The organism is Streptomyces sp. SDr-06, from assembly GCF_003324565.1.
Lineage (GTDB): Bacteria > Actinomycetota > Actinomycetes > Streptomycetales > Streptomycetaceae > Streptomyces.
Genome location: NZ_QOLA01000006.1, coordinates 358,788 through 385,491, shown reverse-complemented (window position 1 = coordinate 385,491; position 26,704 = coordinate 358,788). Strand labels below are relative to the sequence as shown.

Sequence of the window (26,704 nt, the reverse complement as noted above, 5' to 3'; positions counted from 1 at the left end):
CCGCGCTCGCCGAGGCGGGCGGGGGCGAGGGTGCGCCGCTGCTGGGCGGTCCCAAGCCCCTCAGGACGGAGGCCTCCCCCCTCGGCGCCCTCACCAAGGCCCTGGGCCGCCTGCGCCCACCGAACAAGTAGCCCAGCACCGCCCCTGAGCCGGGCACCGGGGGACCCGAGCAGCGCCTCCCGGGTGGCGGAGCCCGGCTGGGGCGCCAACTCCCGGTGGCCAGAGCCGAGTTCGGTACGGGGCCTGAGGGCCCCCTGGACCACCGGGCTTTGATCTGGGCCCCCTCCCGGCCCGGTGCGGAGGCGGGTCTTGGCCCGGCCCGTCGCGCCCCACGGCCTCAACTCCCCACAGGGCGGCGCTGGGACGGGATGGACCGCGCATGCGACGGGGCCTTCCGGCGGCGCGGTTCTCGCGGACAAGGACGAGTTAACCTGCCCGCGGCAGGGGATGGGCGGCCAGGAAGTCCAGGACAGCGCCCCCGGCCTCCTCGCTCCTCTCCAGGAAGTACGCGTGGCGTGCCCCGGTGAGCAGACGCAGCGTCGCGCCCGGGATGCGCTCGGCGAGCAGGGCTCCGTTGGCGGGAGGTGTCAGCCGGTCGTCGGTTCCGTGCAGGACCAGGGTCGGCGCGCTGATGCGCGGCAGCAGCGCCCATGCGTCGTGCTGGGCGCTGGCGCGGCGGTGCGCACGGCGCGCACGGTCGCTCATGGCGGGGTCGCCGAGCACGGGGAGCGGGCCGGGGTGGGACTGCCGCCATTGCGGGCCCACCATCAGATCCGTGAGCGTCTCCGCCGTGTCGTCCCCGCTCAGCGCGGAGACCACCGTGGAATCACTGGCGACCGTGCCGTCGCCGCCGCCGCTGGTGCAGCCCAGGACGAGCGCGCCGACCCGGTGGGGGTGGTCGATGGCGAGCCACTGCGCGACCCGGCCGCCCATCGACGTGCCGTACACGTGCGCCCGCTCGACGCCGAGTTCGTCGAGGACCGCGATCACGTCGCGGGCGAACCGGCGCGTACTCCACTCCGCGTCCCGTGGGCTGTCGCTGGTGCCGGTGCCGAGGCAGTCGAGGGTGATGGTGGTGTGCGCGGACGAGAAGTCGGCCCGCACGGGGTCCCACCACCGGCGGGAGTTCGCCTGACCGGCGAGCAGGACGAGCGGTTCGCCGGACCCGCCGGAATCGAACCCGATCCGGGCTCCGTCCTCGGCCGTCGCATGTCCGTCATGGGTCGGGGTGTCGGTGGACACGTGGTGGCGCTCCTTGGTCGTTCGGGCCGGTGGGCATGGGCGGCTGGCCGGTGCAGCGGGACCGAGCCTTGTGTGGCGCTCCGGGCACCCCGGGGTTCGGGCAGTATCGCCCCGGGTTGCGCGGGGCCCTAGACGGCTCAGTACGTGAGCAGGGGGCTCGTCACGATCTCCGGGAACTCGAAATCGCTCCTGGAGGGGGCGATGCGGAGCTCGGTCCGGTAGACGTGGCCCGGCGTCGGGTTCGGAAGGTCGAAGGTGAAGGCGTGGCCCGTGCGGCACGGCCGGGGCTCGGACACCCATGGCCACCCGTCGGTGTCGTCCCACGCGGTCATGCGGACGTGGCAGTCGGGCCCGCCCTCGACGGGGTCGAACGCGGCGGCGAAGACGAGGTGGGTCGAGCCGTTCCTGTCGACCGTGCGTACACAGGCCTGCTTGGAGGCCGGGCCGGTGCACCCGCCGCCGGTGATGGCCGCCGCGGTTCCGGCCGTGGTGGCGAGAGCGGCGCCCGCCATCACGGTGGTGGTCAACGCCACGGTCACGGCGCGCTTGAGCACACGAGGTGTCATCGTCTTCACCCTGCTTCTCGATCTTGGAAGAGAACGCGCCGAGCATAGGCAGGTGAAGGAAGGCGTCGCCACGGGTATTTGACGATGCATCAGGGGCTGTGCGCGGTGGCAGGCGTCACGCGGCTTCATCGGCGACCGGGCACATCGCCTCGTCGCGCAGGCGCTCGCAGCACTGTCTGAGCAGGCGGCACACCTGCATCTGGGAGATGCCGAGCTCACGGCCGATGTTCTTCTGGGTCATGCCCTGGAAATAGCGCAGGTACAGGATCCGCCGCTCGCGGTCGGGCAGCGCGTGGAGTCCGGGCTTGACGGACTCGCGCTCCACGAGGGTGTCGAGCGCCGGATCGTCCGCGCCGATCGCGTCGCCCAGGGTGCAGGGCGCCTCGGTGGCACTCTGCTCGGCATCGAGGGAGAGGGCGCTGAAACTGTGCAGGGCTTCCAGGCCCGTGCGCACCTCGGCCTCGGTCAGACCGGTGTGCTGGGCGACGTCGCCGGTGCTGGGCTCCTCGCCCCCCGCCGCCTGGAGCTCAAGGCGGGCTTCGCGGACCCGGTTGCGGAGTTCCTGTACGCGGCGCGGCACATGGAGCGTCCACATGTGGTCCCGGAAATGGCGCTTTATCTCGCCGGTGATGGTGGGTATCGCATAGCCGATGAACGCGGAGCCGTGCTCGGGATCGAAACCGTCGACGGCCTTGAGCAGGCCGACCGCCGCGATCTGGCACAGGTCCTCCACCGACTCGCCGCGGTTGCGGTAGCGTCCGGCGAGCCGTCGCGACAGGGGCAGCCAGGCGGTGATCAACTCTTCGCGCAGAGCGGCCCGTTCGTCACCCTCCGGCAGGGCCGCGAGCCGTCCGAAAGCCTCATCGGTGTGCGGAGTGTCGTCGTACGTGCGGCGGGCGGCACAGCGAGCGGACATGGCTTCCGCCTCCTCGGCGCGAGGTTTTTTCCGGAGAAAGAGACGTGATGCGCGGGGAAGAGTCCCGGCGCCGTTCATTCCGTCGGGGCGTATGTCCGCTGAGGCGAGCCTTATGCATGTTGCCGGGCACGACTCGCGGCGCGGCGGAACCATGAGCGGGGTGTGCGCGGCAGAACGCGTACGGTGTCGCGCGCGATTCCGCCTGCGGGCGCGCGGTACGTTTCCGTGCCGTGGCTTCGGCGCTTCAGGCGGTGTGGGAACCGTCCGTGATGAGGTCGAGCACGGCGGGCATGCCGCCCTCGGCGAAGGCCTGGAGTTGCCGGTCCGCCCCGGTTCCCTCGCGCAGGAGCCGGTGCAGCAGGGAATTGACTTCGCGGGCGTCGCCCGCGGCTTCCAGGGCGGGGCCGATGTGCGAGGCGAGCATGCACAGCACGTCGCCGCACTTGCGCAGCCGCCCGGTGGGATCGATGAGCTTGCCGCTGAGCCCGTCCCGGGCGGCGCGCCAGGTGGCCGCTTGCAGGAGCTCCTGCGGGATCTCCGGGACGGGCTCGCCGTCCTTCTGCTTGCGCATCGCCGTCGCCACCAGGGCCCGCACGACACCGGCGAGCATCACGGCCTCGTCCACCTCCAACTGGACGTCCAGACAACGGATTTCGACGGTGGGGTAGCGCTCGGACAGACGGGCGTGCCAGTAGAGCTGGCCGTTGTCCAAGACGGCCCCGGCGGTGTTGAGCGCCTCCACGCGGGACTCGTAGTCGTCGATGTCGGCGAACCGCGGCGGCGGGCCGCTCACCGGCCAGCGGCCGAAGACCAGGGTGCGCCAGCTGGCGAACCCGGTGGCGCGGCCGTCCCACAGCGGTGAGTTGGCCGACAGCGCGAGCAGCGTGGGCAGCCAGACCCGGATCCGGTTCAGCACGGCGACGCCCATCTCGCGGTCCGGGACCGCGACGTGCACGTGCATGCCGTTGATCAGCTGTTCGTCGACGAGCTGCGCGGCGCTGGTGTGCATGGCCTGGTAGCGCGGCCGATCGGTGACGGGCACCGGGGCCGCGCCGAGGTGGGGGGCGGCCGCGACCGGCGCCAGCCGGCAGCCGAGCCCTTCGGCGGCGGCCGCGACGGCGTGCCGCAGCCGCAGCAGGTGGCCGCCGGCTTCCTCCAGCGCCACGCAGATGGGCGTGGCCACCTCCACCTGCGCCTGGAGGAGTTCGGGCTGCACCTCCTCCTCGTCGGCGACGGGGCCGAGGTCCGCGGCGGCGCGGACCTCTTCGGAGCGCGCGACGGGGAGACCTGTGACGGGGTCCACCAGCAGATACTCTTCTTCGACCCCAAACGTGATCATGGTGCCCGAGTACCCGGTGGACACCGTGTGTACCGCATTCACCTCGTCAGCTCCGGCGTCGGTGGCTGGTGTCGCACCACGGGTAGCGGCGGCTGCGGCGACAGGTGCACAGCGCCACCACACAGCGCTCGGAGACGGCGGTGGTGCCGTCTTCGAGCACGACTTCCACGGGGCCCTCGACGAGCAGGGGCCCCTCGCGGCGCAGCTGGATGCGCCGGTTCTCGTCAGACGGGACGTTCGGCACGGATCACCACCAGCTCCTCTGTCGTTGCGCCGTCCTCGATCAGGCCCTGCCCGGCGAGCCACGCGCTGCGGGAGCGCAGGACGGGCCCGAACGGGATGGACCGGCGGGCCGCCACCGCCGCCTTGAGACCTTCCTCCCGCAGCTCGGCGAGCGTCGACTCGGCGCCGCTGAGAGCGGAGTGGACGAGCAGGAGCACGCCACCGGGCCGCAGCCGCAGGGGTGCCTCGCGACAGATGCGGCGCAGCAGGAGGCGGCCGTCCCCTCCGGCGTCCCAGGCCTGGGCGGGGCTGTGCCGGGGGGCGGTGGGGCGGTCTGCCGGTACGTAGGGCGGGTTGCTCAGGATGAGGTCGTAGGAACGTTCCGCCACCGGCGCCAGCAGGTTGCCCCGCAGTACGTTCACGGGCAGCCCGGCCAGGCGGGCGTTGAGACGGGTGCTGAGCACCGCGCGCCACGAGATGTCGACCGCGGTGACGCGAGCGCCGCGCCGCGCCGCCGCCAGGGCGAGCGCGCCGGTGCCGGTGCCGATGTCGAGGACTTCGGCGCCCTGGGGCACCGGTTCGTCGCGCAGCGTCTCCGCCAGCAGGGCGGTGTCGTCCTGCGGGCCGTACACACCAGGGAGAGCGAAAAGATTCACGTTCTCCGCGTACCCGGCAATTCGGGATAGATCTATTGAATTCGATGTTTATTGCCTGGGGGCGCCTGTCGGGGCGGGAAGCGGAACCCGCAGCGAGGTGTCCCCGGCCCGCCAGCATGCGAGCAGGTGGTCGCCGAAGCGGTCCTCCAGGAACACGGTGGCGTCGATGCCGAACACGATGTCCGCCGCGAGCTGCGGCTCCTCCTCCAGCAGACCGCCGACCACCTCGTGGCGTACGACCTGCTCATGCACCGCGTCGGCCTCCACGTGCTCGGTGTAGAAGAACTCGGCGGCGGGGCCCGCGCCGGCCCGCTTCATCGCCAGCGCCAGCCGGCGGGAGGCGGGCGACGAGGTGACCTCCAGGGTGGCGAAGTGGCCGACGAGCGCGCCGCGCAGGGAACGGCGCAGCCCGAGGAGTGACATGAGGTTCACGGTGGCCAGCATCTGGGCCGACGCGGCCTCCAGGTAGTGGCCGTACTCCGTGTTCAGGCTGAGGTCGTCCATGAGGTCGGCGAAGAGCCGGGCGTGCACCCGCTCGGCGCGTCCGCCCCCGTACTCGTCGAACTCCACCGCGGCCATCCCCGCCTTCGCCCGGCCCCACAGCCGCGGGAGCACCCAGGCATGCGGGTCGGCCTCCTTCAGGTGGTACAGCGAACGCTGGGCGGCGTACTCGCGCAGCTGCCACAGCTCGCCCTCGTCCTGGAGGTGGTGCGAGACACCGGTGCCGTGGACCGGCTCCACGAGCAGGTCGCCGAAGGCGTCGTCGACGTCCTCGTGCCCGCGTGCCGCGTCATGGCGCAGCGCCGTGAGGAACCGATCCTCCAGCAGACGGCGCGCCCCGATCAGGGCCGGATCCCACTCGCACTCCTCGTCCACCCCGGCGAAGCCGCGGTAGTGCGGCTCGTAGCAGACGTACAGGGCCAGCTGCAGATCGTCGCCGTAGGGCTGCGCCCGCTCGGCAGCGTGCTCGTCGGGGAGGGGGGTGGCGCCGCCGCGCAGGTGGTCGATCAGCGCCGCGGAGAGTTCACCGCGGGCCTCCGGCAGGGCGGGGCCTCGTTGCTGGGTGGTCATGGTCTACGCCTACCCGGTGCGGGCCGCGCGCAACGGTCACCCGCCGGCCGGTCCCGCTGATTCAGAAGAGCCGCACCGGGTACTGATGCGGCACCGCCCGTGCACTCCGTGGGCGGTGCGGTGCGGAGTGCGGGAGGACGCCATGCGGACGGACGACGACGGGAACCGGCAGTTCGACGACGGGCGCGACGAGTCCCCGGCCGGGCGCGCGGACCGCAAGTGGGGTGACCTCATCCAGGAGGTCAGGGTGGCGCAGACGGGCGTGCAGATCCTGTTCGGGTTCCTCCTCACCGTGGCGTTCACCCCGGTCTTCCACCAGCTGGGCCACGCCGACCGGACCATCTACGTGTGCACGGTGGTGCTCGGCTCGGTGACCACCGGCGCTCTCGTCGCGCCGGTCTCCTTCCACCGCCTGCTGGCCGGGCGCCACATCAAACCGACCGCCGTGGTGTGGGCGTCCCGGCTCACGGTCACGGGTCTGGTGCTCCTCCTCGCCACGATGACCTCGGCGCTGATCCTCGTCCTGCGGGTCGCCTCCGAGGGCGACTACTGGGGCTGGCTGGTGGGCGCCGTGGTCGCCTGGTACCTGGTGTGCTGGTTCGTGCTGCCGCTGTGGGTACGGCACCGGCACACGGAGGAGGACCAGACCTGAGAGCCCACCGTTCCCGGGCTCCCGACACCTCGCCGACGCGGCCTCGCGAGTAGATCCAGGGAGCCACTTTGGCACGCGGGGCCTTCCTCGGCATCCCGATGGCGGCACCGAGGCGCACCCTACGGCTCGGCTCCCGGCAGGCGGATCTCGAACCAGACGGTCTTGCCCCGGCCCCGCGGCACCCAGCCCCAGGCCGCGGAGAGCCGCTGGAGGAGATACAGGCCGTGGCCCGAGGCCCTGGCGGCGCGGTGGCGGCCGTGCGGGCGCGGGCGTTCGGGGCTGTGATCGCTGACCTGCACCCACACCCTGCCGTCGACATGGTCCAGGCGCAGCTCGTACGGGGCGTCACCGTGGGTGCAGGCGTTGGTGACCAGTTCCGACACGAGCAGCAGCGCGTCATCGGCGGCGGTGCTGGCCTGGGGGCCGCGCGGGCCGAACCACTCGTCGAGGACGGCGCGTGTGAGGTCCCGGCTCTGGGCCACCACGCCCGGGCCGCCGTCAAGGGCGAACCGGCGAGTCGCCGAGTGATGCTGCGTGACGTGTCCGCCATCCATGACAGGCGACTGCCCGAGAACCCGGAACCGAATCGCATTCGGCATGAAAGAGGTGCGAAACGGGCATCAAACGTGCAGGACCGCTCGGACGACGGACCCCCTGCCACCGGGCAGGGCGCCCCCGCCCCGTCGAAGGAGCCCCATGCCCACCGCCTCCGCAGGACCGATCCGCACCGCACCACCCCAACCGCCCGCCTCCGACGTGCGGCGCCGGGCGCTGGACGGCATCGCCGAGGTGGAGCGGCCCCAGACGCTGAGCACCGGCGCGGCCCAGTCGCTCTCGGCGGCCCTGTTCGGGCGTCTCGACGCGCTGGAGGAGGGCACCCCGGAGCACGCCTACGTCCGCAACACCCTGGTCGAGCTCAACCTCAGCCTGGTGCGGTTCGCGGCGCGGCGCTTCCGCAACCGCGTGGAGCCGATGGACGACATCGTCCAGGTCGGCACGATCGGCCTGATCAAGGCGATCAATCGCTTCGAGGTGGAGCGCGGAGTGGAGTTCTCCTCGTTCGCGCTGCCGACCATCACGGGGGAGATGAAGCGGTTCTTCCGCGACACCAGCTGGGCGGTCCAGGTGCCGCGCAGGCTCCAGGAGCTGCGGCTGCGCCTGGCCGGAGCCCAGGCGGAACTCGGGCAGGAACTCGGCCGGGCGCCCACCACGGCCGAGCTAGCGGAGCGCCTGGGCGTGCCCGAGGCCGAAGTCGTCGAGGGCGAACAGGCCGCCAACGCCTACACCACCCGCTCGCTCGACATCGCGGACGATGAGGACGCGGGCGAAAGCGCGGTGATGCGTTCGCTCGGCCAGGACGACGAGTCGTTCGATGTCGTCGAGTCCCTGGAGTCCCTCAAGCCGCTCATCGCGGCCCTCACCGACCGTGAGCGCACCCTGCTCTCGCTGCGCTTCGGCGAGGAGCTGACGCAGTCCGAGATCGGCGCCCGGGTGGGCCTCTCCCAGATGCATGTCTCACGGCTGCTGGCGCAGATCCTGGAACGGCTGCGCTCGGGACTCCTGGACGACGCGAGCGACGAGGCCTGACGGCCTACGGCCCGGCCCGTGAGGGCAGGACGACCTCCAGCCACACCACCTTGCCCGCCCCCGTGGGCGCCGTGCCCCAGCTGCCCGCGAGCCGGTCGAGCACCATCAGGCCGTGACCGCCGGGCAGGGACGGGGCGCGGGGGCGGCGCACGGGCGCGGCGGGACTGTCGTCGAGCACCTCCACCCGCAGGCGCCCGTCCGCGTGCCGCAGGACCAGCTCCCGGGGCCCGCCCGCGTGCAGACAGGCGTTGGTGACGACCTCGGACACCAGCAGGAGCACATCGTCGACCCGCTGTGCGTCGGCCGTCTCGACGGCGGAGGTCCAGCCCCAGTCGTCCAGGGCGCGGGCGGTGAAATCGCGGCAGCGGGTGACCGCGCCCTTGACGCCGAACAGCGCCAGGCGGCGGATCTGGCTGTGCCCGGGGGGTTGCGTGCTGGCCATGTCCCGTCCCGCTACGCCGGGGGCCCGGCCGCGAGCGCCGCGTCCAGGTCGGCGTGGGTGCGGAAGACGGTGTGCGCCCCGGTGATCTCGAACATCCGGGCCACGGAGGGCTGGAGCGCGGCGAGTTCCACGCTGCCGCCCGCCGCCTGCGCCGCCGCTCTGGCCCGCAACAGGGTGTTGAGTCCGGTCGAATCGCAGAACCGCAGGTCCAGGCAGTCGACCACGATGCGCTCCGGTGTCCCGATCTGCTCGGCGAGGGCGGCCCGCAGCGGCTCGGCGGTGTCGTGGTCCAGTTCGCCGGTCAGTGAGAGGACCGCGGCCTCGGGAAGGCGCCGCGTCACGACCGCGAAGCGCCCGCCTCCGGCGGTGCGCTCCCGGGGAGCGTCGGTCGATTCCGTCGGCATGGGTTCACCCACCTCCTTCGCTGTCGCTCGCCGCGCGCGGAGCGGTGTCCGGCTGTCCGCGGGAGGGACTCACGGGGAGAGTGCCCCGTCGAGGCCGCTCTACGTGCCCGGACCGCCGGAAGTCAGCGACCCGGCGGTCGGCCCCGGGGCGGGCCGCAGCGCCGCCCCGCCCAGATAGCGCTCGGCGGCGCGGATCGCCCGGTGCGCCGTGCGCTCGCCCATCAGCACGCACAGTGTGTACGCGGTGTCCTCGAAGGTCCTGCGCAGGCTCGGCACGTGAGGATTGGCCAGGACCAGGCGCTCCTGCTCGCGGTAGTGGGCGAGAAGACGGGCGAGGGTCACCTTGTCGGGCAGCAGCATCGAGTCCTCCTGGCCGTGGGCGCAGCGCCCAGCCCACCCATGGTGCCCGCACCTGGCGGACTCCGCGATCCGGGCGGCCGCGGCGCGTGGGGACGGGCCGGGAGACCCGGCGCCGGTGAGTGGAGCGAGGGATGTTTCCCTCCAGAGAACGCGGCTAGTCATTACATATGGTGCAAATCGGCTACACAATGATGACCGAGCAGACCGGCCCGCGCGAACTCGTGACGGACCTGGTCGCCGCCGAGCGCGCGGGGTTCGACTTCTCCGTCACCTCCGACCACTACTTCCCGTGGCTCGACAGCCAGGGTCACGCCTCGTACGCGTGGAGCGTGCTCGGCGCGGCGGCGCAGGCGACCACGCGCATCCCGCTCATGACGTACGTGACCTGTCCGACGGTGCGCTACCACCCCGTGATCGTGGCCCAGAAGGCGGCGACCATGCAGATCCTGTCCGAAGGCAGGTTCCGCCTCGGGCTGGGGTCCGGGGAGAACCTCAACGAGCATGTGGTGGGAGCCGGTTGGCCCGCGCCCCAGGTGCGCCTGGAGATGCTCGACGAGGCCGTCGACATCATCCGCGCGCTCTTCGAGGGCGGCAACGTCAACCACGAGGGCGCGCACTTCGCCGTCTCCAACGCCCGGCTCTGGGACCTGCCCGACGAGCTCCCGCCGATCGGCGTCGCGGTGTCCGGGGAGCGCTCCTGCGCCCTGGCCGGGCGCAGCGCCGACCTCCTGATCGCCACCGAACCCAAGCGGGAGCTCGTCGAGTCCTTCGACCGGCACGGTGGCGCGGGCAAGCCCCGGGTGGGCCAGCTGCCGGTCTGCTTCGACACGGACCGCGACGCGGCGGTCGCCCGCGCCCACGACCAGTTCCGCTGGTTCGGCGGCGGCTGGCCGGTGAACTCGGAGCTCCCGGGCCCGTCCGGCTTCGCGGGGGCGACGCAGTTCGTCACCCCGCAGGACGTGGCCGAGGCCATCCCGTGCGGCGACGACGTCAGCGCGTTCGTCGATGCGGTGCGCCCCTTCGTCGACGCGGGCTTCACCGAGGTCGCGCTCGTACAGATCGGCGGAGGACACCAACTGCCGTTCATCGAGTGGGCCGAGAAGAAGCTGCTGCCCGCGCTCCGCGACCTGTGACCGGGCGCGGCCGGCACGGCGGTCAGTGAGCGGCATCGAGCAGCTCCCGCTGCGGAACCACCGTGTATGCGGGGTCCTCGGCCGAGGCGATCCCGGCGGCGAAGACGCCGAAACGGGTGCACACCGAGCCCGCGAGCAGGGCGAGCCCGCCCGCCACGGCCACCGGACGGCGGTGCCCGGCCAGCGCGCCGGCCACCGCCCCGCCCGCCGTGAGGATCTCGGCGGCCTTGAGCAGCCGGCCCGCCCGGCCCTGCTCATACGTCTCGGCCACCATGCCCAGGCGGCGCCGCGCGCACCGGAGGGCGGCGGTCTCGGCGAGGGCGGCGAGCGGCGCGGCGCAGCGGGCCGGGGCGCTCTCGTGCGACGGTCCCACGGCCAGGGCCATCCCGGCGGCCGCGGCGGTCGCCGACGCGACGAACAGATACGGCAGTTCACGGTGGGCGCCGTGCCATGCGGGCACGGCGGTGTCGGCGGCGAGGACCGCCGTGTACGAGGCGACGGCGGGCCCCAGCAGCGCGGCCCCCGCCGTCGCGGCCGCGCCGACGCGGGGCAGTCGCCCCGTCGCGGCGGTGAGGGCGGCGGCGCCCGCCGCGGGGCCGTAGAGCGACAGCAGCCAGGAGCCGACGCTCATCGGCGAGGTCGGCTTGAACACCCGCAGCATGTTCGCGAACCGGCTCGGCACGCCCAGGTCGTGGACGAGGGCCGCCGCGGAGAGCGACACGGCCGCGAGGGAGGACACCTTCATGGCGGTGGCCGTGGCCGGGCGCCCCGTCAGCTGGGCGCCCGCGGCGAGCACCGAGCCGGCCCCCGCGAGTCCGCCGAGGAAGAAGTACCCGGCGATGTCCCGCGCCGCCCACGACGGCGCCTTGATGACGGGCCTTCCGTAGTACGAGTCGAACTCGGCGCGCGGCACCATCAGTTGCTCACCGCGCCGGCCCCGGCGCCGCCCTGCCCCTCGCCCGCCGTCGGGGCGCGCGGTGCTCGCCTCGCTCATCGTGACCTCCGTCGTGTGATCGCGGGCAGCGCGAAGGACGCGGCCATCCCGCCGAGCAGGGCAAGGGCGGCCACGCCCGCGTGCTTCCACATGGCGGGAAGGTCGCGGGTGGTGACGACCGGGGCGGGCGGCAGGCCGTAGACCTCGGGCTCGTCGAGCAGCAGGAAGAAGGCGCCGTCGCCGCCGACCCCGTTGTCGGGCTCGTGGCCGTAGAGCCGGGCCCCGGCCACCCCGGCGTCCCGCAACTGTCCGACGCGCAGCGCCGCGCGCTCGCGCAGCTCCTCCAGCGGGCCGAACTGGATGGAGTCGGTCGGGCAGGCCTTGGCGCACGCCGGCTCCTGCCCGGCGCCCAGCCGGTCGTAGCACAGCGTGCACTTGAAGGCCCTTCCGTCGCCCGGGCGTTGCTCGATGACCCCGTACGGGCAGGCGGGCACGCAGTAGCCGCAGCCGTTGCAGATGTCCTCCTGGACGACGACCGTGCCGAACTCGGTGCGGAACAGCGAGCCGGTGGGGCACACGTCCAGGCAGGCCGCGTGCGTGCAGTGCTTGCACACGTCGGACGACATCAACCAGCGCAGCTCGGACGGCTCGGGCGCTCCCTTCGACTCGCCGTCGAGGAGCGGGAGTTGGGGCCTGCCGTCCGGGGCGGGGACCTGCTGCTCGACGAAGGCGACGTGCCGCCACGTCGAGGCGCCCAGGCCCGCGGTGTTGTCGTAGCTCATGCCGGTCAGCGACAGGCCGTCCTCGGGGATGGCGTTCCACTCCTTGCACGCCACCTCGCAGGCCTTGCAGCCGATGCATACGGAGGTGTCGGTGAAGAAGCCGACGCGCGGCGGCGGTTCGGCGTGCCCGGCATCGAGGGCCGGGTCCGGCTCGGGGCCGCTCAGCAGGTGACGGTCCGTCATGTGCGTACCTCCGTGCCGGTCGACCCGGTGATGCCTGCCCGCCTGCGGTACTCGGCCACGAGTTTCGGCAGGTCGGGGCCGCGCGGCCGGCGTCCCGGGCGGATGTCGGCGGTGAGCGCCTTGTCCTCCTGGATGTGGGCGTTGGGGTCGAGCGCGATCGCCATCAGCTCGTTGGCGGCGTCCCCGGTGACCATGCCGTTGGGCCCCCAGTGGAAGGGCAGCCCGATCTGGTGCACGGTGCGCCCGTGCACGGTCAGCGGCCGGATCCGGTCGGTGACCAGGACGCGGGCCTCGATCGCGTTGCGGGCCGTGACGATGGTGGCCCAGCCCGTGTGCTCCAGCCCGCGCTCGGCGGCCAGCTGTGGGGAGACCTCGCAGAACAACTCCGGCTGAAGTTCGGCGAGATGGGAGGACCAGCGGCTCATCCCGCCCGCCGTGAAGTGCTCGGTGAGACGGTGGGTGGTGACGATGTACGGGAAGACCTCGGCGCCCTTCTCCTCGCCGCTGGGGTGGTAGCGGTTTCCCTCCCGGGGCAGCAGCTGGCGGACGGGGGAGCGCGGCGTCGACGGGTAGAGCGCGTTGGTGAACGGCGAGTCCTGCGGCTCGTAGTGGGTGGGCAGCGGGCCGTCTTCCAGGCCCGCGGGCGCGTACAGCCAGCCCTTGCCGTCGGCCTGCATGATGAACGGGTCGTCGCCGCGCAGCGCGTCGGGTCCCTTCGCGTCCCTGGGCGGCACGTGGTCGGGGGCCCGGTCGGGGACGAAGTCCGGAACGTCGCGGCCGGTCCACTTCCGCTCGGCCGCGTCCCACCACACGTACGCCTTGCGTTCGCTCCACGGGGCGCCGTCGGGTGCGGCCGAAGCGCGGTTGTACAGGATGCGGCGGTTGGCGGGCCAGGCCCAGGCCCACTCGGCCGCCACCCAGTCCTGCTCCGCGCCCGGCTTGCGGCGGGCCGCGTGGTTGATGCCGTCGGCGTACACCCCGCAGTAGATCCAGCACCCACAGCGCGTGGAGCCGTCGTCCTTGAGCTGGGTGTAGGCGGACAGCGGGGCCCCGTCCGGGCCGTGGCCGTTGATCTCGGCGAGAATGTGGTCGGCGATCGGCTCGCGCAAAGGTCCGTCCACCGGGTAGTCCCAGGTCAGGTCCTGTACGGGACGGTCCATCGGGTCGGTGGAGCCGGCCAGTTTCGCCTTGATGCGCCGGCCCAGGTGGTACATGAACCACAGATCGCTGCGGGCGTCGCCCTCGGGCTCGACGGCCGCGTGATGCCACTGGAGCCACCGGTTGGTGTTGGTGAACGAACCCGACTTCTCGGTGTGGGAGGCGGCCGGGAAGAAGAACACCTCGGTGGCGATGTCCCGCGTCCGCAGCTCACCCGTCTCGATCTCGGGCCCGTCCTGCCACCAGGTCGCCGACTCGATGAGCGAGAAGTCCCGCACGACCAGCCACTCCAACCGCGCCATGCCCAGCCGTTGCAGCCGGGTGTTGGCCGAGCCGACGGCGGGGTTCTCCCCCAGCAGGAAATACCCCTTGCACACACCGTCGAGCTGCGCCATCACCGTGTCGTACGTCGAGTGCGAACCGGTCAGCCGCGGCAGGTGGTCGAAGCAGTAGTCGTTGTCCGCGGTCGCCGCGTCGCCGTAGTAGGCCTTGAGGAGGCTGACGAAGTACGCCCGCATCTCGGCCCAGAAGCCCTTCTCCGTGCGGCTGGCCTCGACGAACGAGTCCAGCGACTCGTGCGCGTGGGCGTGCGGCATCGGAAGGTAGCCCGGCAGCAGGTTGTACAGGGTGGGGATGTCGCTGGAGCCCTGGATGGAGGCGTGGCCGCGCAGCGCCTGGATGCCGCCGCCGGGCCGGCCGATGTTGCCGAGCAGCAGCTGGAGGACGCTCGCCGCGCGGATGTACTGCGAGCCGACCGAGTGCTGGGTCCAGCCCACCGCGTACACGAACGCGCTCGTCCGCTCGCGGCCCGAGTTCGAGGTGAGGTCCTCGCACACCCGCAGGAACGTCTCGCGCGGGACGCCGCAGGTGCGCTCCACCAACTCCGGTGTGTAGCGGGCGTAGTGACGTTTGAGGATCTGGTACACGCAGCGCGGGTGGGTGAGGGTCTCGTCGCGCGGTGCCAGGTGCCCGGTGCGCGCGCCGCCCGAGCCGTGCGTCTCGGGGTCGCCGGACCCGCGCGTGCGCACCTCGTACTGCTCGTCCACGTCACCGGCGGGCGCCTGCACCCGCACGCCCTCGTACTGCCAGCTGGACGGGTCGTAGTGGTGCGCGTCCTCGTCGAGACCGGAGAAGACCCCGTCGAGGTCCTCGGTGTCGCGGAAGTCCTCGCCGACCAGCGTGGCGGCGTTGGTGTAGGCGAGCACGTACTCGCGGAAGTCCTTCTCCTCGGTCAGGACGTGGTTGATGATCCCGCCGAGGAACGCGATGTCGCTGCCCGCGCGGATCGGCACATGCAGATCCGCGAGCGCGCTGGTGCGGGTGTAGCGCGGGTCCACATGGATGATCCGGGCGCCGCGCGCCTTCGCCTCCATCACCCACTGGAAGCCGACCGGGTGTGCCTCGGCGAAGTTGGAGCCCTGGATGACGATGCAGTCGGCGTGCTGGAGGTCCTGCATGAAGGTGGTGGCCCCGCCGCGTCCGAAGGACGTGCCGAGCCCGCTGACCGTGGAGCTGTGGCAGACCCGCGCCTGGTTCTCCACCTGGACCACGCCGAGACCCGTGAGGAGCTTCTTGATGAGGTAGTTCTCCTCGTTGTCCAGGGTCGCGCCGCCCAGGCTCGCGATGCCGAGGGTGCGCGCGGTTCGCTTCCCCTCGTGCTCCCACTCCCAGGTGCGGCGCCGCGTCTCGATCACCCGGTCGGCCACCATGTCCATGGCCGTCTCCAGATCGAGCGGCTCCCAGTCGGTGGCGTGGGGGCGGCGGTAGAGCACTTGGTGACGGCGGGCGGAGCCGGTGGTGAGCTGGAGTGTCGCCGAGCCCTTGGGACACAGCCGGCCCCGGCTGACCGGGGAGTCCGGGTCGCCCTCGATCTGGACGACCTTGTCGTCCTTGACGTAGACCTGCTGGCCGCAGCCGACCGCGCAGTACGGACAGATGGACGGGACCACCCGGTCGGCGGTCTCGGTACGGGGCCTGAGCCGTTCGGTGTGCTCCGACATGGCGGCGCGGCCGCGGCCCAGCGGGTCGGCGCCGGTGAGCTGACGGTAGACCGGCCAGCGTTCGGCCCGCTTGCGCACACTCATGGAGCTTCCTCCTCGACGTCCCGCCCGTGACCGCTGCCCTCCCAGGCTCACCCGCCGCGCCCGCCACGGCGACCGGAGAGGCGCGGCGCGCCCCGTGGGTCGCGGCGCGGGGCAAGGGTGCGGAGCGCGGACGCGCCTCGTGCGGAGCGGCCGGTTACTTGCCGCGGCCGGTGACGTGGTCGCGTACGCGGTCCACGAACCCGGTCCCGGGGGCCAGGAGCTTGTTGAGCGGGGGCGTGTTCGGCGCGCCGGGGTGGGGGCGGGTCGGTGCCGCCTTCTTCGCCGAGCGGATCTTGTCGCCCAGCTCCTCCATGCGCTCGGCCGAGCAGGTTTGGCGGAGCTTCACGAACAGGTTCGTCTCCTCGTCGTGCACATGCGAGGTGACCTCGAACCTGAGCTCGGCCACGATCTTGTCGAAGTCGTGGGCGTCGGCGTCGCGGTGTTCGAGCTGCTTGAGGAGCTGCTCCACCTTGGAGTGGTCGGTCAGCTCCTTGTCCGCGATCGCGTCGCCCTGGGGGAGGTGTTCCCGTACCGCGGGATAGAGGTGTTCCTCCTCCGCGACGGAGTGCCGGACCAGTTCGATCGTGAGCCGGTCGGCGAGCTTCTTGCGTTCGTCGCTGCCGGCGGGGGCCTTCTCGATCTCGGCGAACAGGTCGTCGACCTCCCGGTGGTCGGCCGTCAGCTCCGCGATCACATCTCCGCCATGGCCCATGACGTACCTCGCTTCCGTGGCTTCGATTTCGGCGGCCGGTGTGTGTCCGGCCGGCCCCCGGGTGCCCGCTCGCCCGGGTCCCTAACCGGACGCCGGGCTCAGAAGCGGAGGTCGGCGGCGACCGGGATGTGCGCCCCCATGTTGCGCTCCATCATGCGCAGGGCCGCCGCCGCGAGGTCCTCGTGGATGTGCGCGACGGCGTCGCTGGGCACGGTCACCTCCAGGTGCCGGATGTGGGCGTCGAGCGCCGAGTACAGCACGCACTGCTCGGTGACCTGACCGCACAGCACCACGTGGTCGACCTTCTGCTGGCTCAGCAGATAGCCGAGCGGTGTCTCGTAGAAGATCGAGTGGCGTGCCTTGACGACGAACAAGGACGCCTTGTCGGGCGCGACGGGCCGAACCAGATCGGCGTGCGGCCCGCGCAGCGCCGTCTCGACGATCTCGCCGTGGTGCGAGCGCCACTCGCCGAAGTTGTCGTTGGCGTAGATGACGGGGACATCGCTTCGGCGCGCACGGGCGAGTAGCTCCGCCACGGTCGGCAGGACTGCCTCCACCGAGGGCAGCAGCAGCTCCGCGTCCTCGTGGTCGTAGGTGTTGATCATGTCGATGACGATGAGAGCCGTCTTTCCCATGGGCCCATCCTGCGTCGCCGTCCTTCGGATCCGGACACGGCATGCCCTGACGGGGCGGAGTTCGTCGTGCGGAGCGGGTGATCGGCGCGGCCGGTCGACGCCGGGGTGACGTGCCGTCCACCGTGGCGAGGGGTCGGATCGCCGACGGCCGGCGGAACGGCGAGCGGTACCGGGTGACCTGACGGCCCATCACGAACTCGGCGTGCGGGCGCACGCGACCGCGTTCGAGGAGTGCTCGTGCGGTCGAGGACCAGCGACCCCCACCGTCCCGGGTTGCGCCGGGTGCGTCACGGCAGTGGTTTCCGTTACCTCGACCGCGGGGGAAGGGCTGTGGACGACCCGGACGAACTGCGGCGCCTGCGCGCGCTCGCCGTCCCGCTGGCCTGGACGGACGAATGGATCTGCCCTGGCCCCAACGGGCATCTCCAGGCGGTCGGCACGGACGACGCGGGGCGGCGGCAGTACCTCTGCCACGAGGAGTTCCGGGCCCGCCAGGACGCGGCCAAGCACGCACACGTACGCGAGGTGGCCCAGGCGCCCTGCTGTGCCGCCGGGTGTCCCGGCAGCTCGCCGCCGGCGGCCTCGGCAAGGACCGTGTGCTCGCACGAGGTCCACGGGGCGGACCTCAACGACGCGCTGCGCGGCCTGTCGGGCGTCGAGATCACCGCCAAGGCTTCAGGACGTGGCACGCCACGGTGCTGGCGGCGGTCGGGCTCGCGGTGTCCGAACCCGTCGCACGGCGCTCCGGGACGGCCCGGCACCGGGCCGTGGTGCGGGTGGTGCGCGAAGTGAGCCACTACCTCGGCCACATGCCCGCCGTGTGCAGCGCTTCCTCCACCGACCCGCGCGTCATCGAGCTGTACGACCAGGGGCGCACCATGGCGACCCAGCTGGGCGGCTTGGGCGCGGGCGCGGACTACGGGCACCCGTCCACGCAGGGCCCCATCGAGGAGGCGGTGCTCCGGCTGCTGGGCTGACGAGGGGGCGGGCAGGCCGCCGGGGTCTGGGGCCGACAGGTCCGGGCACCATCCAAAGAGAATGAATCACCACGAAGCGGATACGTTGCCGCTATGCGCTCTCATGACCTGATCGTTCTCGGAGCGGGGTCGGGCAACGCCCTCATCGACGACCGCTTTGCCCACCTGGACGTCGCCATCGTCGCGGAGGGGCCCTTCGGGGGAACCTGCCTGAACGCCGGCTGCATCCCGAGCAAGATGCTCGCCGCGACCGCCGACGTCGCCGACGCGGTCGGTGAGGCAGCGCGGCACAACGTGGACGCCGAGCTGCGGCGGATCCACTGGCCCGCCGTCCACGACCGTGTTTTCGGCCGCCTCGACAGCACCTCCGAGGAGGGCGAACAGGACCGGCGCGCCTCGGACCACATCACCGTGTACCGCGGGCGGGCCCGCTTCACGGGGGACCGGCGGCTGCGCGTCGAGACCGGAACGGGGCCGGTGGACCTCTACGCCGACCGGGTCGTCCTCGCCGCCGGCGGCCGGCCCGTCGTCCCGCCGGTGATCGCCGACTCCGGACTGCCCTACGAGACTTCCGACACGATCATGCGCGTCACCACCCCGCCCGGCCGCCTGGTCGTGGTCGGCGGTGGATACGTCGCAGCGGAACTGGCGCACGTCTTCCACTCCGCGGGCAGCGAGGTGACCCTCGTCGAACAGCAGGACCGGCTACTCGGCCAGCAGGACGAGTCGATCTCCAAGGCCTTCACCGACGCGATGCGCGCCCACTGGGACCTGCGCCTCGGGCGTGAGGTGACCGGGCTGTCCGGCGAGCCCGGCGATCTCCTGGTCACGCTGGACGACGGCACCGAACTGCGAACCGAGGCCCTGCTGGTGGCCGTCGGCCGCCGCCCCAACAGCGACCTGCTCGACCTGGACCGGGGCGGCGTCGACACGGGCGAGGACGGGCGGATCAGCGTCGACGCGCAGTTGCGCACCAGCGCCGAGGGCGTATGGGCGCTGGGCGACGTGTCCAGCCCGCAGCCTCTCAAACACGTCGCCAACCGCGAGGCCGAGGTGGTCGCGCACAATCTCCTGCACCCGGGCCGGGAGCGGACGATGAGCTACGAGGCGGTCCCCTCCGCCGTGTTCACCCGACCCCAGATCGCCCAGGTCGGCCTCACCGAGCAGGAGGCCCGCGACCAGGGTCTCGACTACGTCGTCGCGGTGCACCACTACGCGGACGTGGCCTACGGCTGGGCCCTGGAGGAGACGGAGGGCTTCTGCAAGGTCCTCGCCGACCGGGGCACCGGCCGCCTGCTCGGCGCCCACCTGCTCGGCCCGCAGGCCGCCACCCTGGTCCAGCCCCTCGTCCTCGCCCTGACCTTCAGGATGACCGCGCGGGAGCTGGCGGAGAAGCCCCTGTGGATCCACCCGGCCCTCACGGAGGTCGTAGAAAACGCGCTGCGCGACCTTGACACGCCGCCGGGAGAGCCTGCGCCGAGCTGACCGGGCCCGGAGCCTCCTCAGCCCGTGGCCAGCGTGCGGTCGAGGAGGGGGAGCAGCCGGTCCCAATGGCGTCGCAACGCGGCGGAGTTGAAGGCGTCGGTGTCGGCCATCGTGAAGCCGTGCACGGCGCCGGGGTAGACCTCGCAGGTGTGGCTGACACCCGCGGTGTCCAGGGCCCGGCCGAGTTCGGAGACGGCCTCGGGCGTCATGTCCTTCTCGGCGAGACCGAGGTGGATCTGCGCCTTCAGGCGGGGAGCCAGGAGGTGCGGGCTGTCGGGTGCGTCGGTGACCAGGGGGCCGGGGTGGAATCCGGCGACGGCGGCCACCTGGTCGGGGTGCGCCGCCGCGGTCCGCAGCGCGAGCGCCGCCCCCATGCAGTAGCCGACCACCGCGACCGGGCCGGCCGCGACCTCGGGCCGGGTGGTGAGGAACTGGAGGTAGGCGTCGGCGTCGCGCAGCGCGTGCTCCGGGGTGTGCGCGTTGATCAGCGGCATCAACTGCGCGAACAGTGCGGGCCGGTCCTCCTGGCCGATGTGCTCGGGGAGTTCGACGACCGGCGCGGGTCCGTGCCGGTAGAAGAGGTTGGGCACGAGCACGTAGTACCCGTGCCCGGCCAGCTCGCGCGCCATCTCCTCAAGCACGGGCCGCACGCCGAAGGCGTCCATGTACAGCAGCACCGCCGGGTGCCGCTCGCCGTCGTCGGGAAAGGCGGCGAAAGCGTCGGCCTGGCCGTCGGGGGTGGGGATGAGGAACGTCTTGCTGAGAATGGCGGATCTTCCTTCCATGGGCCGGGGCCAGGGCGCGGCGTCGAGCGGGCGGCTGGCCATCCGGAGATCAACCTGGCGATCACTACCATCACCCCCGCGGTCAGCGCGGTCAAGCCGCCACCGGCCCCGGCCCCGCCCCGTTGGAGCACCAGACAAGTCATCGCCAGCCGGAGTGCCGGGAGCCTCAACTGCCGCAAGAGCAGCGGGACTTCGGGGTCAGGGCCGCTGGTAGCGCAGACTCACGGCCTGTGCGGGGTCCCCGTCGTGGACCAGGGCCCAGCGGACGGGATCGATGCCGGGGCAGTCGAACAGCCGCACCCCCGTGCCGAGCATGACGGGCGCGACATGGACGTAGAACTCGTCGATCAGGTCCTGCTCGACGCACTGCCGGGCGATGTCCTGACCGTGGATCTCCAGGTTCTTGCCTCCCGCGGCGGCCAGCCCGATCCCGACCGCCTCGGCCACCTCGCAGTTCAGGAACGTGATGCCGGGATCGGGAATCGCGTCCTCGGGATGGTGCGTCAGCACGAAGACCGGGCCGCTCCACGCCCCGCCGTACGGCTGGCGCCCGGCCCGGCCCGGGTGGCGTTCGGCGACGGCGTCGTACCCGCGGCGCCCGCCGAGGACAGCGCCCAGCCCCGTGATGGATTCCTCGGGGATGGCCGGGTCCACCCGCACTCCCGACATCCAGTCCATCGCATGGTCGGGACCGGCCACGTATCCGTCCAGCGACATCGTCACATGCCACAGCACCTTGCCCATCGGATTCTCCCTCTGGCCCGCCCCTGTGGAACGCCTGATGTGCGCTCTCCTCGGCCCGGCCTACCGAATAGACCGCCCGGCGTGCGCGGACTCATCGGAGGCGATCGAATCCCTGTGTATCGCGACCGTGAGCAGCGATGAGTTTCCGCGGCTGTGCCGGTCTGCATCAGTGTTGACAGCGGCTCAGGAGGATCGTGTGGCTCAGTTGGTAAGAGTGCAGAACTTCACCGTCTCGCAGGACGGGTTCGGCGCCGGTGAGGACCAGACCTTGGAGAACCCCTTCGGCCACGCCGATCCCGGAAGGCTGTTCTCCTGGGCCGGGGCGACGGCGAGCTGGCCCATGCGCACGGATCCCGGCGGGAGCCGGGGCCTGGACGACTACTTCACGCGGGACTTCGCCCGCAACATCGGTGCGGAAATCATGGGCCGCAACAAGTTCGGGCCGCAGCGCGGGCCCTGGCAGGACCACGACTGGCGGGGCTGGTGGGGGGAGGAGCCTCCGTTCCACACGCCGGTGTTCGTCATGACCCACCACCCGCGCCCTTCGTTCACGCTGTCCGACACCACCTTCCACTTCGTCGACGGCGACCCGGCCACCGTCCTCGGGCAAGCCAAGGAGGCGGCGCAAGGCAAGGACGTCCGCCTGGGCGGCGGTGCCAGCACGATCCGCCAGTTCCTCGACACCGACCTCGTCGACACCCTGCACGTGGTCGTGTCGCCGGTGAAACTCGGAACCGGTGTGCGGCTGTGGGAGTCGCCCGACGATCTGCTCGACCGGTTCCACCTGGAGGTCGTGCCCAGCCCGAGCGGCGTGACGCACCACTTGTTCTGGCGGAAGTGAAGGTGGGCCGGTCGGAACGCCGCTCTCCAGCGGCCTCCCGACCGGTCCCGCGGCCCGGCGTCGGGGCTGCCCGGCGGAAGCTGTCGGCGGTGACCGAGATCTGTCGGCGTCCTGTCGACGACCTGTCGGTCGGGCCTGCGACCTTGAGCGGGCCGGTGCTCCTCGTGAGCGCACCGCCCGAGCACAAGGAGCCCTTCGCCGTGTCTTCCGTATCCCAGATCCGACCGTGGGACGTCCACCGGCTGCCGTCCGCCGGTGACCAGAACATCCTGGTCACCGGCGGCAACGCCGGGATCGGCTACTTCGTCGCAGAGCAGCTGGCCGCCACCGGCGCCCTGGTCGTCCTGGGGAGCCGGGACGGATCGAAGGCCGACGCCGCCATGGCGTCGATCCGCTCCCGGGTCCCCGGGGCGCGGCTGCGCCACCTCCCCCTGGACCTCGCCGACCTGACGTCCCTGAAGGCGGCCGTGGACGGACTGGGGCTCGGCCATCTGGACGCGGTGGTCCACAACGCCGGGGTCGCGCTCGACGATCCCCCGCGCCGGGAGACCGGGGGCGGACATGAGCTGATGTTCGCCACCAACCACCTCGGGCACTTCGCGCTCACCCGATGGCTGGCCCCGCTGCTGTCGGCGGCACCGGCGGGGCGCGTCGTGACGGTGGGGAGCTTCGCGGCGCGCTCCGAACGGCTGGACCTGGACGATCTGCAGTCCACCCGGGACTACCGGCCCAAGCAGACCTACGGCCGGTCCAAGCTCGCCCAGATGTCCTTCGGCTTCGAGCTCGACCGCCGCCTGCGTGCCGTCGGCAGCACGGTGATCAGCGTGGTGGCCCACCCCGGCGGCGCGCTGGACGCGCTGACCCCCTCACGCCCACCGGTCCATGTGACCACCCCCGGCGACCGGTTGCGTGCCCTGCCCGCCGGGCTGGTGATCCAGGGCAAGGACGCCGGGGCATGGCCCATCGTCCGTGCTGTGCTCGACCCGCAGGTGCGGGGTGGGGACCTGTGGGGGCCCCGGGTCTTCGGCCTGCGCGGCGCGCCGCGGCGGGAGCCCGTTCACGCGCACATGGCCGACCCCGTGGTCGCCGAGCGGCTGTGGGCCGCAGGTGTCGAACTGACCGGAACCGATCCGCAGCTGGGCTTCCACTAGGGACGGGCACCTCTCGCCCGGGTGGGAGGGGGCCGTCGCCGGGTGCGGCAACCCCCTCGCCCGCGGACCCCGGCGGGCGTCAGGTGGCCGTCGCCGGGGTGTCCCGCAGGGTGACGTTGGCGTGGCTCTCCTGGAAGCTCTGGTCCGAGACGAGCGTCAGGCGGGCCGTGGACTGGAACTCCGCCAGGCTGGCGGAACCGCAGGAGACCATGGTGGTCTTGAGCTTGGTGACGGTGAGGGCCAGCCCTTCGTCGAGGTCTCCCGCATAGGGCACGTAGCCGTCCACGCCCTCCTCGAAGACCAGCCCCTGACCGCCCTGGCCGTAGCGCTGCCAGTTGCGGGCCCGGTTCGAGCCCTCGCCCCAGTACTCCTTCACGAAGCCGTCGCGGGTGGGCAGCTTGGCGCCGGCCGCCTGGTCGAAGCGGGCGAAGTAGCGGCCCATCATGACGAAGTCGGCCCCCATCGCCAGTGCCAGCGCCACGTGGTAGTCGTGCACGAGCCCGCCGTCGGAGCAGATCGGCACGTACTCGCCGGTGCGTTCGCGGAAGGCGTCGCGGGCCGCCGCGACGTCGAGCACGGCACTGGCCTGGCCGCGGCCGATGCCCTTCTGGTCGCGGGTGATGCAGATGGAGCCGCCGCCCACACCGACCTTGACGAAATCGGCTCCCGCCTCGGCGAGGAAGGTGAACGCCTCGCCGTCGACCACGTTGCCCCCGCCGACGGGGATCTCGGGATGGTGCTTCTTCACCCAACTCAGGGCTTGCGCCTGCCAGTCGCTGTACCCGTCGGACGAGTCGAAGCACAGCGCGTCCACGCCCGCCGCCAGCAGGGCCGGGACGCGCTCCTCGTAGTCGTGGGTGTTGATGCCCGCACCCACCCGCAGGCGCTTGGCGGCGTCCACGAGCTGGTGCGGGAAGCGCTTGTTGTCGGTGTAGTCGGAACGGAACACCAGATGCTGCAGGTGTCCCTCGCCATCCAGCACCGGGAGGCAGTCCAACCGCTCGTCCCACAGCCGTGCGTTGGCCTCCGACAGCGTGATGTCGGGTCCCGCGTGGGCCAGTTCGGTGACGGCGGTCATCCGGCCGCTGACCGGCCCGTCCAGGCCGTGGCGCTGCGGGTGGAAGTCGCGGGAGGTCACGAGGCCAAGCAGGCGGCCCGTGGCGGTTCCGTCATGGGTGACCGCGGCGGTGCTGTGGCCCGTGCGACGCATGACGTCGACCAGGGCGCCCAGGCTGTCGTCGGGCCGGACGTTCGTGTCACTGGTGACGAAACCGGCCTTGAAGTTCTTCACTTGGCGGACCGCGGCGACCTGGTCCTGGATCGGCTGGTTGTGGTGCAGGAAGCTCAGCCCGCCGTTGCGGGCGAGCGCGATCGCGAGTTCCGGTGTGCTGACCGCCTGCATGATGGCGGACGTGAACGGGGTCTGCAGCTCGATCGCCGACGGCTCGCCCACGAGGTGCCGCACCAGGGGCGTGCGCAGTTCGACCGTCGCGGGCGAGCAGTCGGTCCTGGTTCGGTTCGGCAGCAGCAGAAACTCGTTGAACGTCCGTGAGACCTCGGCGATGAGCTGTGCCACTCGTTCCTCCTGACCCGTCGGCCGGGCCCACTGCCCCGCCGTGAGACCGCCCCGGTGTCCCGGGCCGGGCAGGCAGAGGTCGGCACAGCGGTCGTGGAGGTGCCACCACCGCGGCAGAGCCCTGACCGGCCCGTGGATCGAACGGGGAGCGGTCGTGACCTGGCACCTTAGCGACTGCGCCGCCGTTGTACGAATCGGCGTCCGTCACGGGGACGGGGAGGATCGGGCCGTACCGACCGTCGCGGGGACGCGTCGCTGGCGAGGTGCCCTCACAGAACAAGGCGCGGTATGCGGGAGCTGCCAGAGAGCACCTCACTATCGGAACCATCGGAACTGGCCATGGCGATCACGAGGTTGAGAGCGCTACGCTCGTGCATGCGAGGCGGGGTGTCTCGCACGCGGAAGTCAGGCAGGGCGACGGCAACGAGGACCGTCCCAAGAGGCCTTCCTGGCGGAGCTCCCCCGATCGGTGGACGCAAGGGGGCACCGGCGGCGAGTTGTAGTAACGAGCGCTTTGATGCGTCCAAAGCCTCAGTAAGGCCACATCCATGTGGCCGAGCTGAGGTGACCCCTGCCATCGGTTCGGCCACCCTTTCGAAAGGGATTCGGACCGGTGAAACTCTCCCCCTTCGCCGCGCAGGTGCTCTTCCTTCTCCTGGCGCTGGTGTCTTCCAGCCTTGTCGCCGTGGTCGCCGGCGTGCTGAGTTGTGCGACCGGAACGAGCATCGCGGGCTCAGTGCTCTACGGCGGGGGCGCATTCATTCTCTGGATGACGCTCTCCGTCACCGTTCTCACCGCGCTCGGACTCCTTGGAGGAGCTGGCAACAGTGGCCCGTAAACGGGATCGGCCAGGCCGGGCCCCTGCCGCAGGATGGCGGCTTTGCTCGGCCGCCGTGCGCTGCGCGGCCTGCTCCGCCTAGGTCACCCGCTGGACGGCCGCAGGATCGACGCTCGGAGCCGACGCAACGGGCAGCGCTGCGGCGGGGGTTGGAGTGACCGACTCGGGCGTCGGGGACAGGTGGTCAACCAGTGGGATTGTTGACGGTGCTGCGCAACGTAACGCCGCCCTTGTACGAGGTGTTGATAGTGCACCTAGCGGTCACCGAGCCGCCCTTGGGGGTCGATGGGACGATCGCTGTGCAGCTTCCGACGCTTCCAGTCGACCCGGTTGCGGACGCGTCGCCCTGCTTGGAGAGGACAAACTCCACCGTTGCCCCGCCGGTCTCGGTGCCTTTGTTGGTGACGACGCGGGACACGGGACATCCGCCGTTGCCACTGCTGTTGCACGGCCCTTCGAACTGGGGCATTCCTACCTGAGAGAAATACACTTTGCCGCAGAAGATCGAGATGGTGGAGCAGCTGGCCGTCGCCGAGGCGGAGGGGGCCGGCTGCGACGTGCTGCCCGTGTGGCTGGTGCCGTTGGCCCAGTCCCTGAGCTCCGAGAAGTTGTGTATGCCGAAGAAGGCGGCGACAGCCAGCGCAGTGCCGACGGCCCCTATCAGCCACTTGCCGTCCCCGCCGCTGCCCGTCGGCGTATCGACCATGGTCTCGCCCCGTCACTCTGCCGAAAGGTGAGGCTAACCGGCCGGTACGTCAAATCACAAGGCCCATAAGGCAGTTGAGCATGTCGCCGCTGGTACCTGTGTCATGTGCAGTCGCCGCATCCTGATACAGAGCAGCGAAACCAGCCGCGGACGGTCGCGGACTGCGCGGTCACCGGCTGAGGATGGCCGTGCAGTCCGCGAGGTGGGGTTCCTCGGGCAGGGGGGCCGGGTCTGTGTCGGGGGCCGGGTCAGGCGACCAGGCGCAGCCAGGCCGCCCCGAGTGCGGCGTGGCCGGCCGGTGTCGGGTGTACGCCGTCCGTAGACCAGTGCGCCGCCCCGGTGCGCGCGGCGAGCGAGGCGAACATGCCGTCCGCGGCGAGCAGATGCGCCCCATAGGTGTGTGCGAGCTCGCGGACGACCTGGATCTTCGGGTCGAGATCGGCCCGCCATTCCTTGCGGACCTCCTCGTCCACGGGTGTGTCGCCCGCCATGACGGTGCCACTGATCGGGAGGAGGAACGGCT

The 26,704-nt window shown here is 71.8% G+C and carries 30 protein-coding genes; 9 read left to right on the top strand and 21 right to left on the bottom strand.

Translation table 11 applies throughout. The features are described from left to right. Positions 1 to 426: 426 nt before the first annotated feature. The 7 genes from DT019_RS16690 to DT019_RS16660 all read right to left on the bottom strand — a co-directional run bounded on the left by DT019_RS16690 (position 427) and on the right by DT019_RS16660 (position 6,012). Positions 427 to 1,242 carry an alpha/beta fold hydrolase gene (locus DT019_RS16690; RefSeq protein ID WP_223279589.1) on the bottom strand — a complete coding sequence of 272 codons (816 nt, stop codon included), beginning with the start codon at positions 1,240 to 1,242 and terminating at the stop codon, positions 427 to 429. Positions 1,243 to 1,379: 137 nt separating this feature from the next. Further along, entirely contained in the window at positions 1,380 to 1,808 is a 429-nt protein-coding gene (locus tag DT019_RS40260; protein ID WP_223279588.1) for a hypothetical protein, read from the bottom strand. Between the two features lie 115 nt (positions 1,809 to 1,923). Further along, positions 1,924 to 2,724 (bottom strand): SigB/SigF/SigG family RNA polymerase sigma factor, encoded by an 801-nt coding sequence (locus tag DT019_RS16680; protein WP_114037575.1) that lies wholly within the window; start codon positions 2,722 to 2,724, stop codon positions 1,924 to 1,926. Positions 2,725 to 2,968: 244 nt separating this feature from the next. Next, complete coding sequence (locus tag DT019_RS16675; protein ID WP_114037620.1) at positions 2,969 to 4,063, bottom strand: glutamate--cysteine ligase; 1,095 nt, start codon at positions 4,061 to 4,063, stop codon at positions 2,969 to 2,971. A gap of 46 nt (positions 4,064 to 4,109) precedes the next feature. Further along, complete coding sequence (locus DT019_RS16670; protein WP_114037574.1) at positions 4,110 to 4,307, bottom strand: CDGSH iron-sulfur domain-containing protein; 198 nt, start codon at positions 4,305 to 4,307, stop codon at positions 4,110 to 4,112. Further along, positions 4,288 to 4,941, bottom strand: a complete 654-nt coding sequence (locus tag DT019_RS16665; protein WP_114037573.1) for a HemK2/MTQ2 family protein methyltransferase — start codon at positions 4,939 to 4,941, stop codon at positions 4,288 to 4,290. Before DT019_RS16665 ends, DT019_RS16670 begins: the two co-directional genes overlap by 20 nt. Positions 4,942 to 4,989: 48 nt before the next feature. After that, positions 4,990 to 6,012, bottom strand: coding sequence for an iron-containing redox enzyme family protein (locus tag DT019_RS16660; protein ID WP_114037572.1), 1,023 nt, complete (start codon positions 6,010 to 6,012; stop codon positions 4,990 to 4,992). A gap of 142 nt (positions 6,013 to 6,154) precedes the next feature. On the opposite strand from DT019_RS16660, the gene DT019_RS16655 reads away from it, so the two are divergent. Beyond that, a complete protein-coding gene (locus DT019_RS16655) occupies positions 6,155 to 6,664 on the top strand; it encodes a DUF6328 family protein (RefSeq protein ID WP_114037571.1) in 510 nt (169 codons plus the stop codon). 119 nt (positions 6,665 to 6,783) lie between these two features. Here the strand turns inward: DT019_RS16655 and DT019_RS16650 are convergent, their stop codons facing one another. Continuing rightward, the gene (locus DT019_RS16650) at positions 6,784 to 7,218 is read right to left on the bottom strand and encodes an ATP-binding protein (protein WP_114037570.1); all 435 of its coding nucleotides are present in this window, start codon (positions 7,216 to 7,218) and stop codon (positions 6,784 to 6,786) included. 142 nt (positions 7,219 to 7,360) lie between these two features. On the opposite strand from DT019_RS16650, the gene DT019_RS16645 reads away from it, so the two are divergent. Beyond that, a complete protein-coding gene (locus DT019_RS16645) occupies positions 7,361 to 8,251 on the top strand; it encodes a SigB/SigF/SigG family RNA polymerase sigma factor (RefSeq protein WP_114037569.1) in 891 nt (296 codons plus the stop codon). Between the two features lie 4 nt (positions 8,252 to 8,255). Here DT019_RS16645 and DT019_RS16640 read toward each other — a convergent pair whose 3' ends face one another. The 3 genes from DT019_RS16640 to DT019_RS16630 all read right to left on the bottom strand — a co-directional run bounded on the left by DT019_RS16640 (position 8,256) and on the right by DT019_RS16630 (position 9,457). Further along, complete coding sequence (locus DT019_RS16640) at positions 8,256 to 8,693, bottom strand: ATP-binding protein (protein WP_114037568.1); 438 nt, start codon at positions 8,691 to 8,693, stop codon at positions 8,256 to 8,258. A gap of 11 nt (positions 8,694 to 8,704) precedes the next feature. Continuing rightward, on the bottom strand, positions 8,705 to 9,097 hold the full coding sequence (locus DT019_RS16635; RefSeq protein ID WP_114037567.1) for an STAS domain-containing protein: 393 nt from the start codon (positions 9,095 to 9,097) through the stop codon (positions 8,705 to 8,707). A gap of 99 nt (positions 9,098 to 9,196) precedes the next feature. Beyond that, positions 9,197 to 9,457, bottom strand: coding sequence for a DUF5133 domain-containing protein (locus tag DT019_RS16630; protein ID WP_114037566.1), 261 nt, complete (start codon positions 9,455 to 9,457; stop codon positions 9,197 to 9,199). 167 nt (positions 9,458 to 9,624) lie between these two features. On the opposite strand from DT019_RS16630, the gene DT019_RS16625 reads away from it, so the two are divergent. Then, positions 9,625 to 10,590 carry an LLM class F420-dependent oxidoreductase gene (locus DT019_RS16625; protein ID WP_114037565.1) on the top strand — a complete coding sequence of 322 codons (966 nt, stop codon included), beginning with the start codon at positions 9,625 to 9,627 and terminating at the stop codon, positions 10,588 to 10,590. Between the two features lie 22 nt (positions 10,591 to 10,612). Here DT019_RS16625 and nrfD read toward each other — a convergent pair whose 3' ends face one another. The 5 genes from nrfD to DT019_RS16600 all read right to left on the bottom strand — a co-directional run bounded on the left by nrfD (position 10,613) and on the right by DT019_RS16600 (position 17,078). Further along, complete coding sequence (gene nrfD / locus DT019_RS16620; protein WP_189389646.1) at positions 10,613 to 11,584, bottom strand: NrfD/PsrC family molybdoenzyme membrane anchor subunit; 972 nt, start codon at positions 11,582 to 11,584, stop codon at positions 10,613 to 10,615. Further along, a complete protein-coding gene (locus DT019_RS16615; protein WP_189389644.1) occupies positions 11,581 to 12,489 on the bottom strand; it encodes a 4Fe-4S dicluster domain-containing protein in 909 nt (302 codons plus the stop codon). Before DT019_RS16615 ends, nrfD begins: the two co-directional genes overlap by 4 nt. After that, positions 12,486 to 15,731, bottom strand: a complete 3,246-nt coding sequence (gene fdh, locus DT019_RS16610) for a formate dehydrogenase (RefSeq protein ID WP_114037563.1) — start codon at positions 15,729 to 15,731, stop codon at positions 12,486 to 12,488. Before fdh ends, DT019_RS16615 begins: the two co-directional genes overlap by 4 nt. A 154-nt stretch (positions 15,732 to 15,885) precedes the next feature. Next, positions 15,886 to 16,443 carry a hemerythrin domain-containing protein gene (locus DT019_RS16605; RefSeq protein ID WP_114037562.1) on the bottom strand — a complete coding sequence of 186 codons (558 nt, stop codon included), beginning with the start codon at positions 16,441 to 16,443 and terminating at the stop codon, positions 15,886 to 15,888. Between the two features lie 98 nt (positions 16,444 to 16,541). After that, the gene (locus tag DT019_RS16600) at positions 16,542 to 17,078 is read right to left on the bottom strand and encodes a cysteine hydrolase family protein (RefSeq protein ID WP_114037561.1); all 537 of its coding nucleotides are present in this window, start codon (positions 17,076 to 17,078) and stop codon (positions 16,542 to 16,544) included. Positions 17,079 to 17,408: 330 nt separating this feature from the next. On the opposite strand from DT019_RS16600, the gene DT019_RS40255 reads away from it, so the two are divergent. The 3 genes from DT019_RS40255 (at position 17,409) to DT019_RS16590 (ending at position 19,540) form a co-directional block, all read left to right on the top strand. Then, positions 17,409 to 17,870, top strand: coding sequence for a hypothetical protein (locus tag DT019_RS40255; protein ID WP_223279587.1), 462 nt, complete (start codon positions 17,409 to 17,411; stop codon positions 17,868 to 17,870). Further along, entirely contained in the window at positions 17,858 to 18,055 is a 198-nt protein-coding gene (locus tag DT019_RS40250) for a hypothetical protein (RefSeq protein WP_223279586.1), read from the top strand. Before DT019_RS40255 ends, DT019_RS40250 begins: the two co-directional genes overlap by 13 nt. A gap of 93 nt (positions 18,056 to 18,148) precedes the next feature. Further along, positions 18,149 to 19,540 (top strand): mycothione reductase, encoded by a 1,392-nt coding sequence (locus tag DT019_RS16590; protein WP_114037560.1) that lies wholly within the window; start codon positions 18,149 to 18,151, stop codon positions 19,538 to 19,540. Positions 19,541 to 19,557: 17 nt separating this feature from the next. On the opposite strand, the gene DT019_RS16585 is transcribed toward DT019_RS16590, so the two are convergent. Continuing rightward, entirely contained in the window at positions 19,558 to 20,325 is a 768-nt protein-coding gene (locus DT019_RS16585; protein WP_411292713.1) for a dienelactone hydrolase family protein, read from the bottom strand. A 198-nt stretch (positions 20,326 to 20,523) separates the two neighbouring features. Continuing rightward, a complete protein-coding gene (locus DT019_RS16580; protein ID WP_114037559.1) occupies positions 20,524 to 21,069 on the bottom strand; it encodes a dihydrofolate reductase family protein in 546 nt (181 codons plus the stop codon). 196 nt (positions 21,070 to 21,265) lie between these two features. On the opposite strand from DT019_RS16580, the gene DT019_RS16575 reads away from it, so the two are divergent. Both DT019_RS16575 and DT019_RS16570 read left to right on the top strand, forming a co-directional pair. Further along, positions 21,266 to 21,910: a dihydrofolate reductase family protein gene (locus tag DT019_RS16575; RefSeq protein WP_114037558.1), complete on the top strand. Its 645-nt coding sequence runs from the start codon at positions 21,266 to 21,268 to the stop codon at positions 21,908 to 21,910. A 200-nt stretch (positions 21,911 to 22,110) separates the two neighbouring features. Beyond that, positions 22,111 to 23,061 carry an SDR family NAD(P)-dependent oxidoreductase gene (locus tag DT019_RS16570; protein ID WP_189389642.1) on the top strand — a complete coding sequence of 317 codons (951 nt, stop codon included), beginning with the start codon at positions 22,111 to 22,113 and terminating at the stop codon, positions 23,059 to 23,061. A 79-nt stretch (positions 23,062 to 23,140) separates the two neighbouring features. On the opposite strand, the gene DT019_RS16565 is transcribed toward DT019_RS16570, so the two are convergent. Further along, entirely contained in the window at positions 23,141 to 24,637 is a 1,497-nt protein-coding gene (locus DT019_RS16565; RefSeq protein ID WP_114037557.1) for an IMP dehydrogenase, read from the bottom strand. Positions 24,638 to 25,250: 613 nt separating this feature from the next. Between DT019_RS16565 and DT019_RS16560 the strand changes: the two genes are divergently transcribed. After that, positions 25,251 to 25,475, top strand: a complete 225-nt coding sequence (locus DT019_RS16560; protein WP_114037556.1) for a hypothetical protein — start codon at positions 25,251 to 25,253, stop codon at positions 25,473 to 25,475. A gap of 184 nt (positions 25,476 to 25,659) precedes the next feature. Here the strand turns inward: DT019_RS16560 and DT019_RS39160 are convergent, their stop codons facing one another. Both DT019_RS39160 and DT019_RS40245 read right to left on the bottom strand, forming a co-directional pair. After that, positions 25,660 to 26,181, bottom strand: a complete 522-nt coding sequence (locus DT019_RS39160) for a hypothetical protein (RefSeq protein WP_147267320.1) — start codon at positions 26,179 to 26,181, stop codon at positions 25,660 to 25,662. Between the two features lie 248 nt (positions 26,182 to 26,429). Beyond that, on the bottom strand, positions 26,430 to 26,672 hold the full coding sequence (locus DT019_RS40245; RefSeq protein ID WP_223279585.1) for a hypothetical protein: 243 nt from the start codon (positions 26,670 to 26,672) through the stop codon (positions 26,430 to 26,432). Between the last annotated feature and the right edge of the window lie 32 nt (positions 26,673 to 26,704).

Coding starts and splice junctions, on each gene's coding strand:
- DT019_RS40260 (WP_223279588.1), bottom strand. CDS start 1,808: ATGACACCTCGTGTGCTCAAGCGCGCCGTGACCGTGGCGTTGACCACC.
- DT019_RS16680 (WP_114037575.1), bottom strand. CDS start 2,724: ATGTCCGCTCGCTGTGCCGCCCGCCGCACGTACGACGACACTCCGCAC.
- DT019_RS16675 (WP_114037620.1), bottom strand. CDS start 4,063: ATGATCACGTTTGGGGTCGAAGAAGAGTATCTGCTGGTGGACCCCGTC.
- DT019_RS16660 (WP_114037572.1), bottom strand. CDS start 6,012: ATGACCACCCAGCAACGAGGCCCCGCCCTGCCGGAGGCCCGCGGTGAA.
- DT019_RS16655 (WP_114037571.1), top strand. CDS start 6,155: ATGCGGACGGACGACGACGGGAACCGGCAGTTCGACGACGGGCGCGAC.
- DT019_RS16650 (WP_114037570.1), bottom strand. CDS start 7,218: ATGGATGGCGGACACGTCACGCAGCATCACTCGGCGACTCGCCGGTTC.
- DT019_RS16645 (WP_114037569.1), top strand. CDS start 7,361: ATGCCCACCGCCTCCGCAGGACCGATCCGCACCGCACCACCCCAACCG.
- DT019_RS16640 (WP_114037568.1), bottom strand. CDS start 8,693: ATGGCCAGCACGCAACCCCCCGGGCACAGCCAGATCCGCCGCCTGGCG.
- DT019_RS16635 (WP_114037567.1), bottom strand. CDS start 9,097: ATGCCGACGGAATCGACCGACGCTCCCCGGGAGCGCACCGCCGGAGGC.
- DT019_RS16630 (WP_114037566.1), bottom strand. CDS start 9,457: ATGCTGCTGCCCGACAAGGTGACCCTCGCCCGTCTTCTCGCCCACTAC.
- DT019_RS16625 (WP_114037565.1), top strand. CDS start 9,625: ATGGTGCAAATCGGCTACACAATGATGACCGAGCAGACCGGCCCGCGC.
- nrfD (WP_189389646.1), bottom strand. CDS start 11,584: ATGAGCGAGGCGAGCACCGCGCGCCCCGACGGCGGGCGAGGGGCAGGG.
- DT019_RS16615 (WP_189389644.1), bottom strand. CDS start 12,489: ATGACGGACCGTCACCTGCTGAGCGGCCCCGAGCCGGACCCGGCCCTC.
- fdh (WP_114037563.1), bottom strand. CDS start 15,731: ATGAGTGTGCGCAAGCGGGCCGAACGCTGGCCGGTCTACCGTCAGCTC.
- DT019_RS16605 (WP_114037562.1), bottom strand. CDS start 16,443: ATGGGCCATGGCGGAGATGTGATCGCGGAGCTGACGGCCGACCACCGG.
- DT019_RS16600 (WP_114037561.1), bottom strand. CDS start 17,078: ATGGGAAAGACGGCTCTCATCGTCATCGACATGATCAACACCTACGAC.
- DT019_RS16590 (WP_114037560.1), top strand. CDS start 18,149: ATGCGCTCTCATGACCTGATCGTTCTCGGAGCGGGGTCGGGCAACGCC.
- DT019_RS16585 (WP_411292713.1), bottom strand. CDS start 20,325: ATGGAAGGAAGATCCGCCATTCTCAGCAAGACGTTCCTCATCCCCACC.
- DT019_RS16580 (WP_114037559.1), bottom strand. CDS start 21,069: ATGGGCAAGGTGCTGTGGCATGTGACGATGTCGCTGGACGGATACGTG.
- DT019_RS39160 (WP_147267320.1), bottom strand. CDS start 26,181: ATGGTCGATACGCCGACGGGCAGCGGCGGGGACGGCAAGTGGCTGATA.
- DT019_RS40245 (WP_223279585.1), bottom strand. CDS start 26,672: ATGGCGGGCGACACACCCGTGGACGAGGAGGTCCGCAAGGAATGGCGG.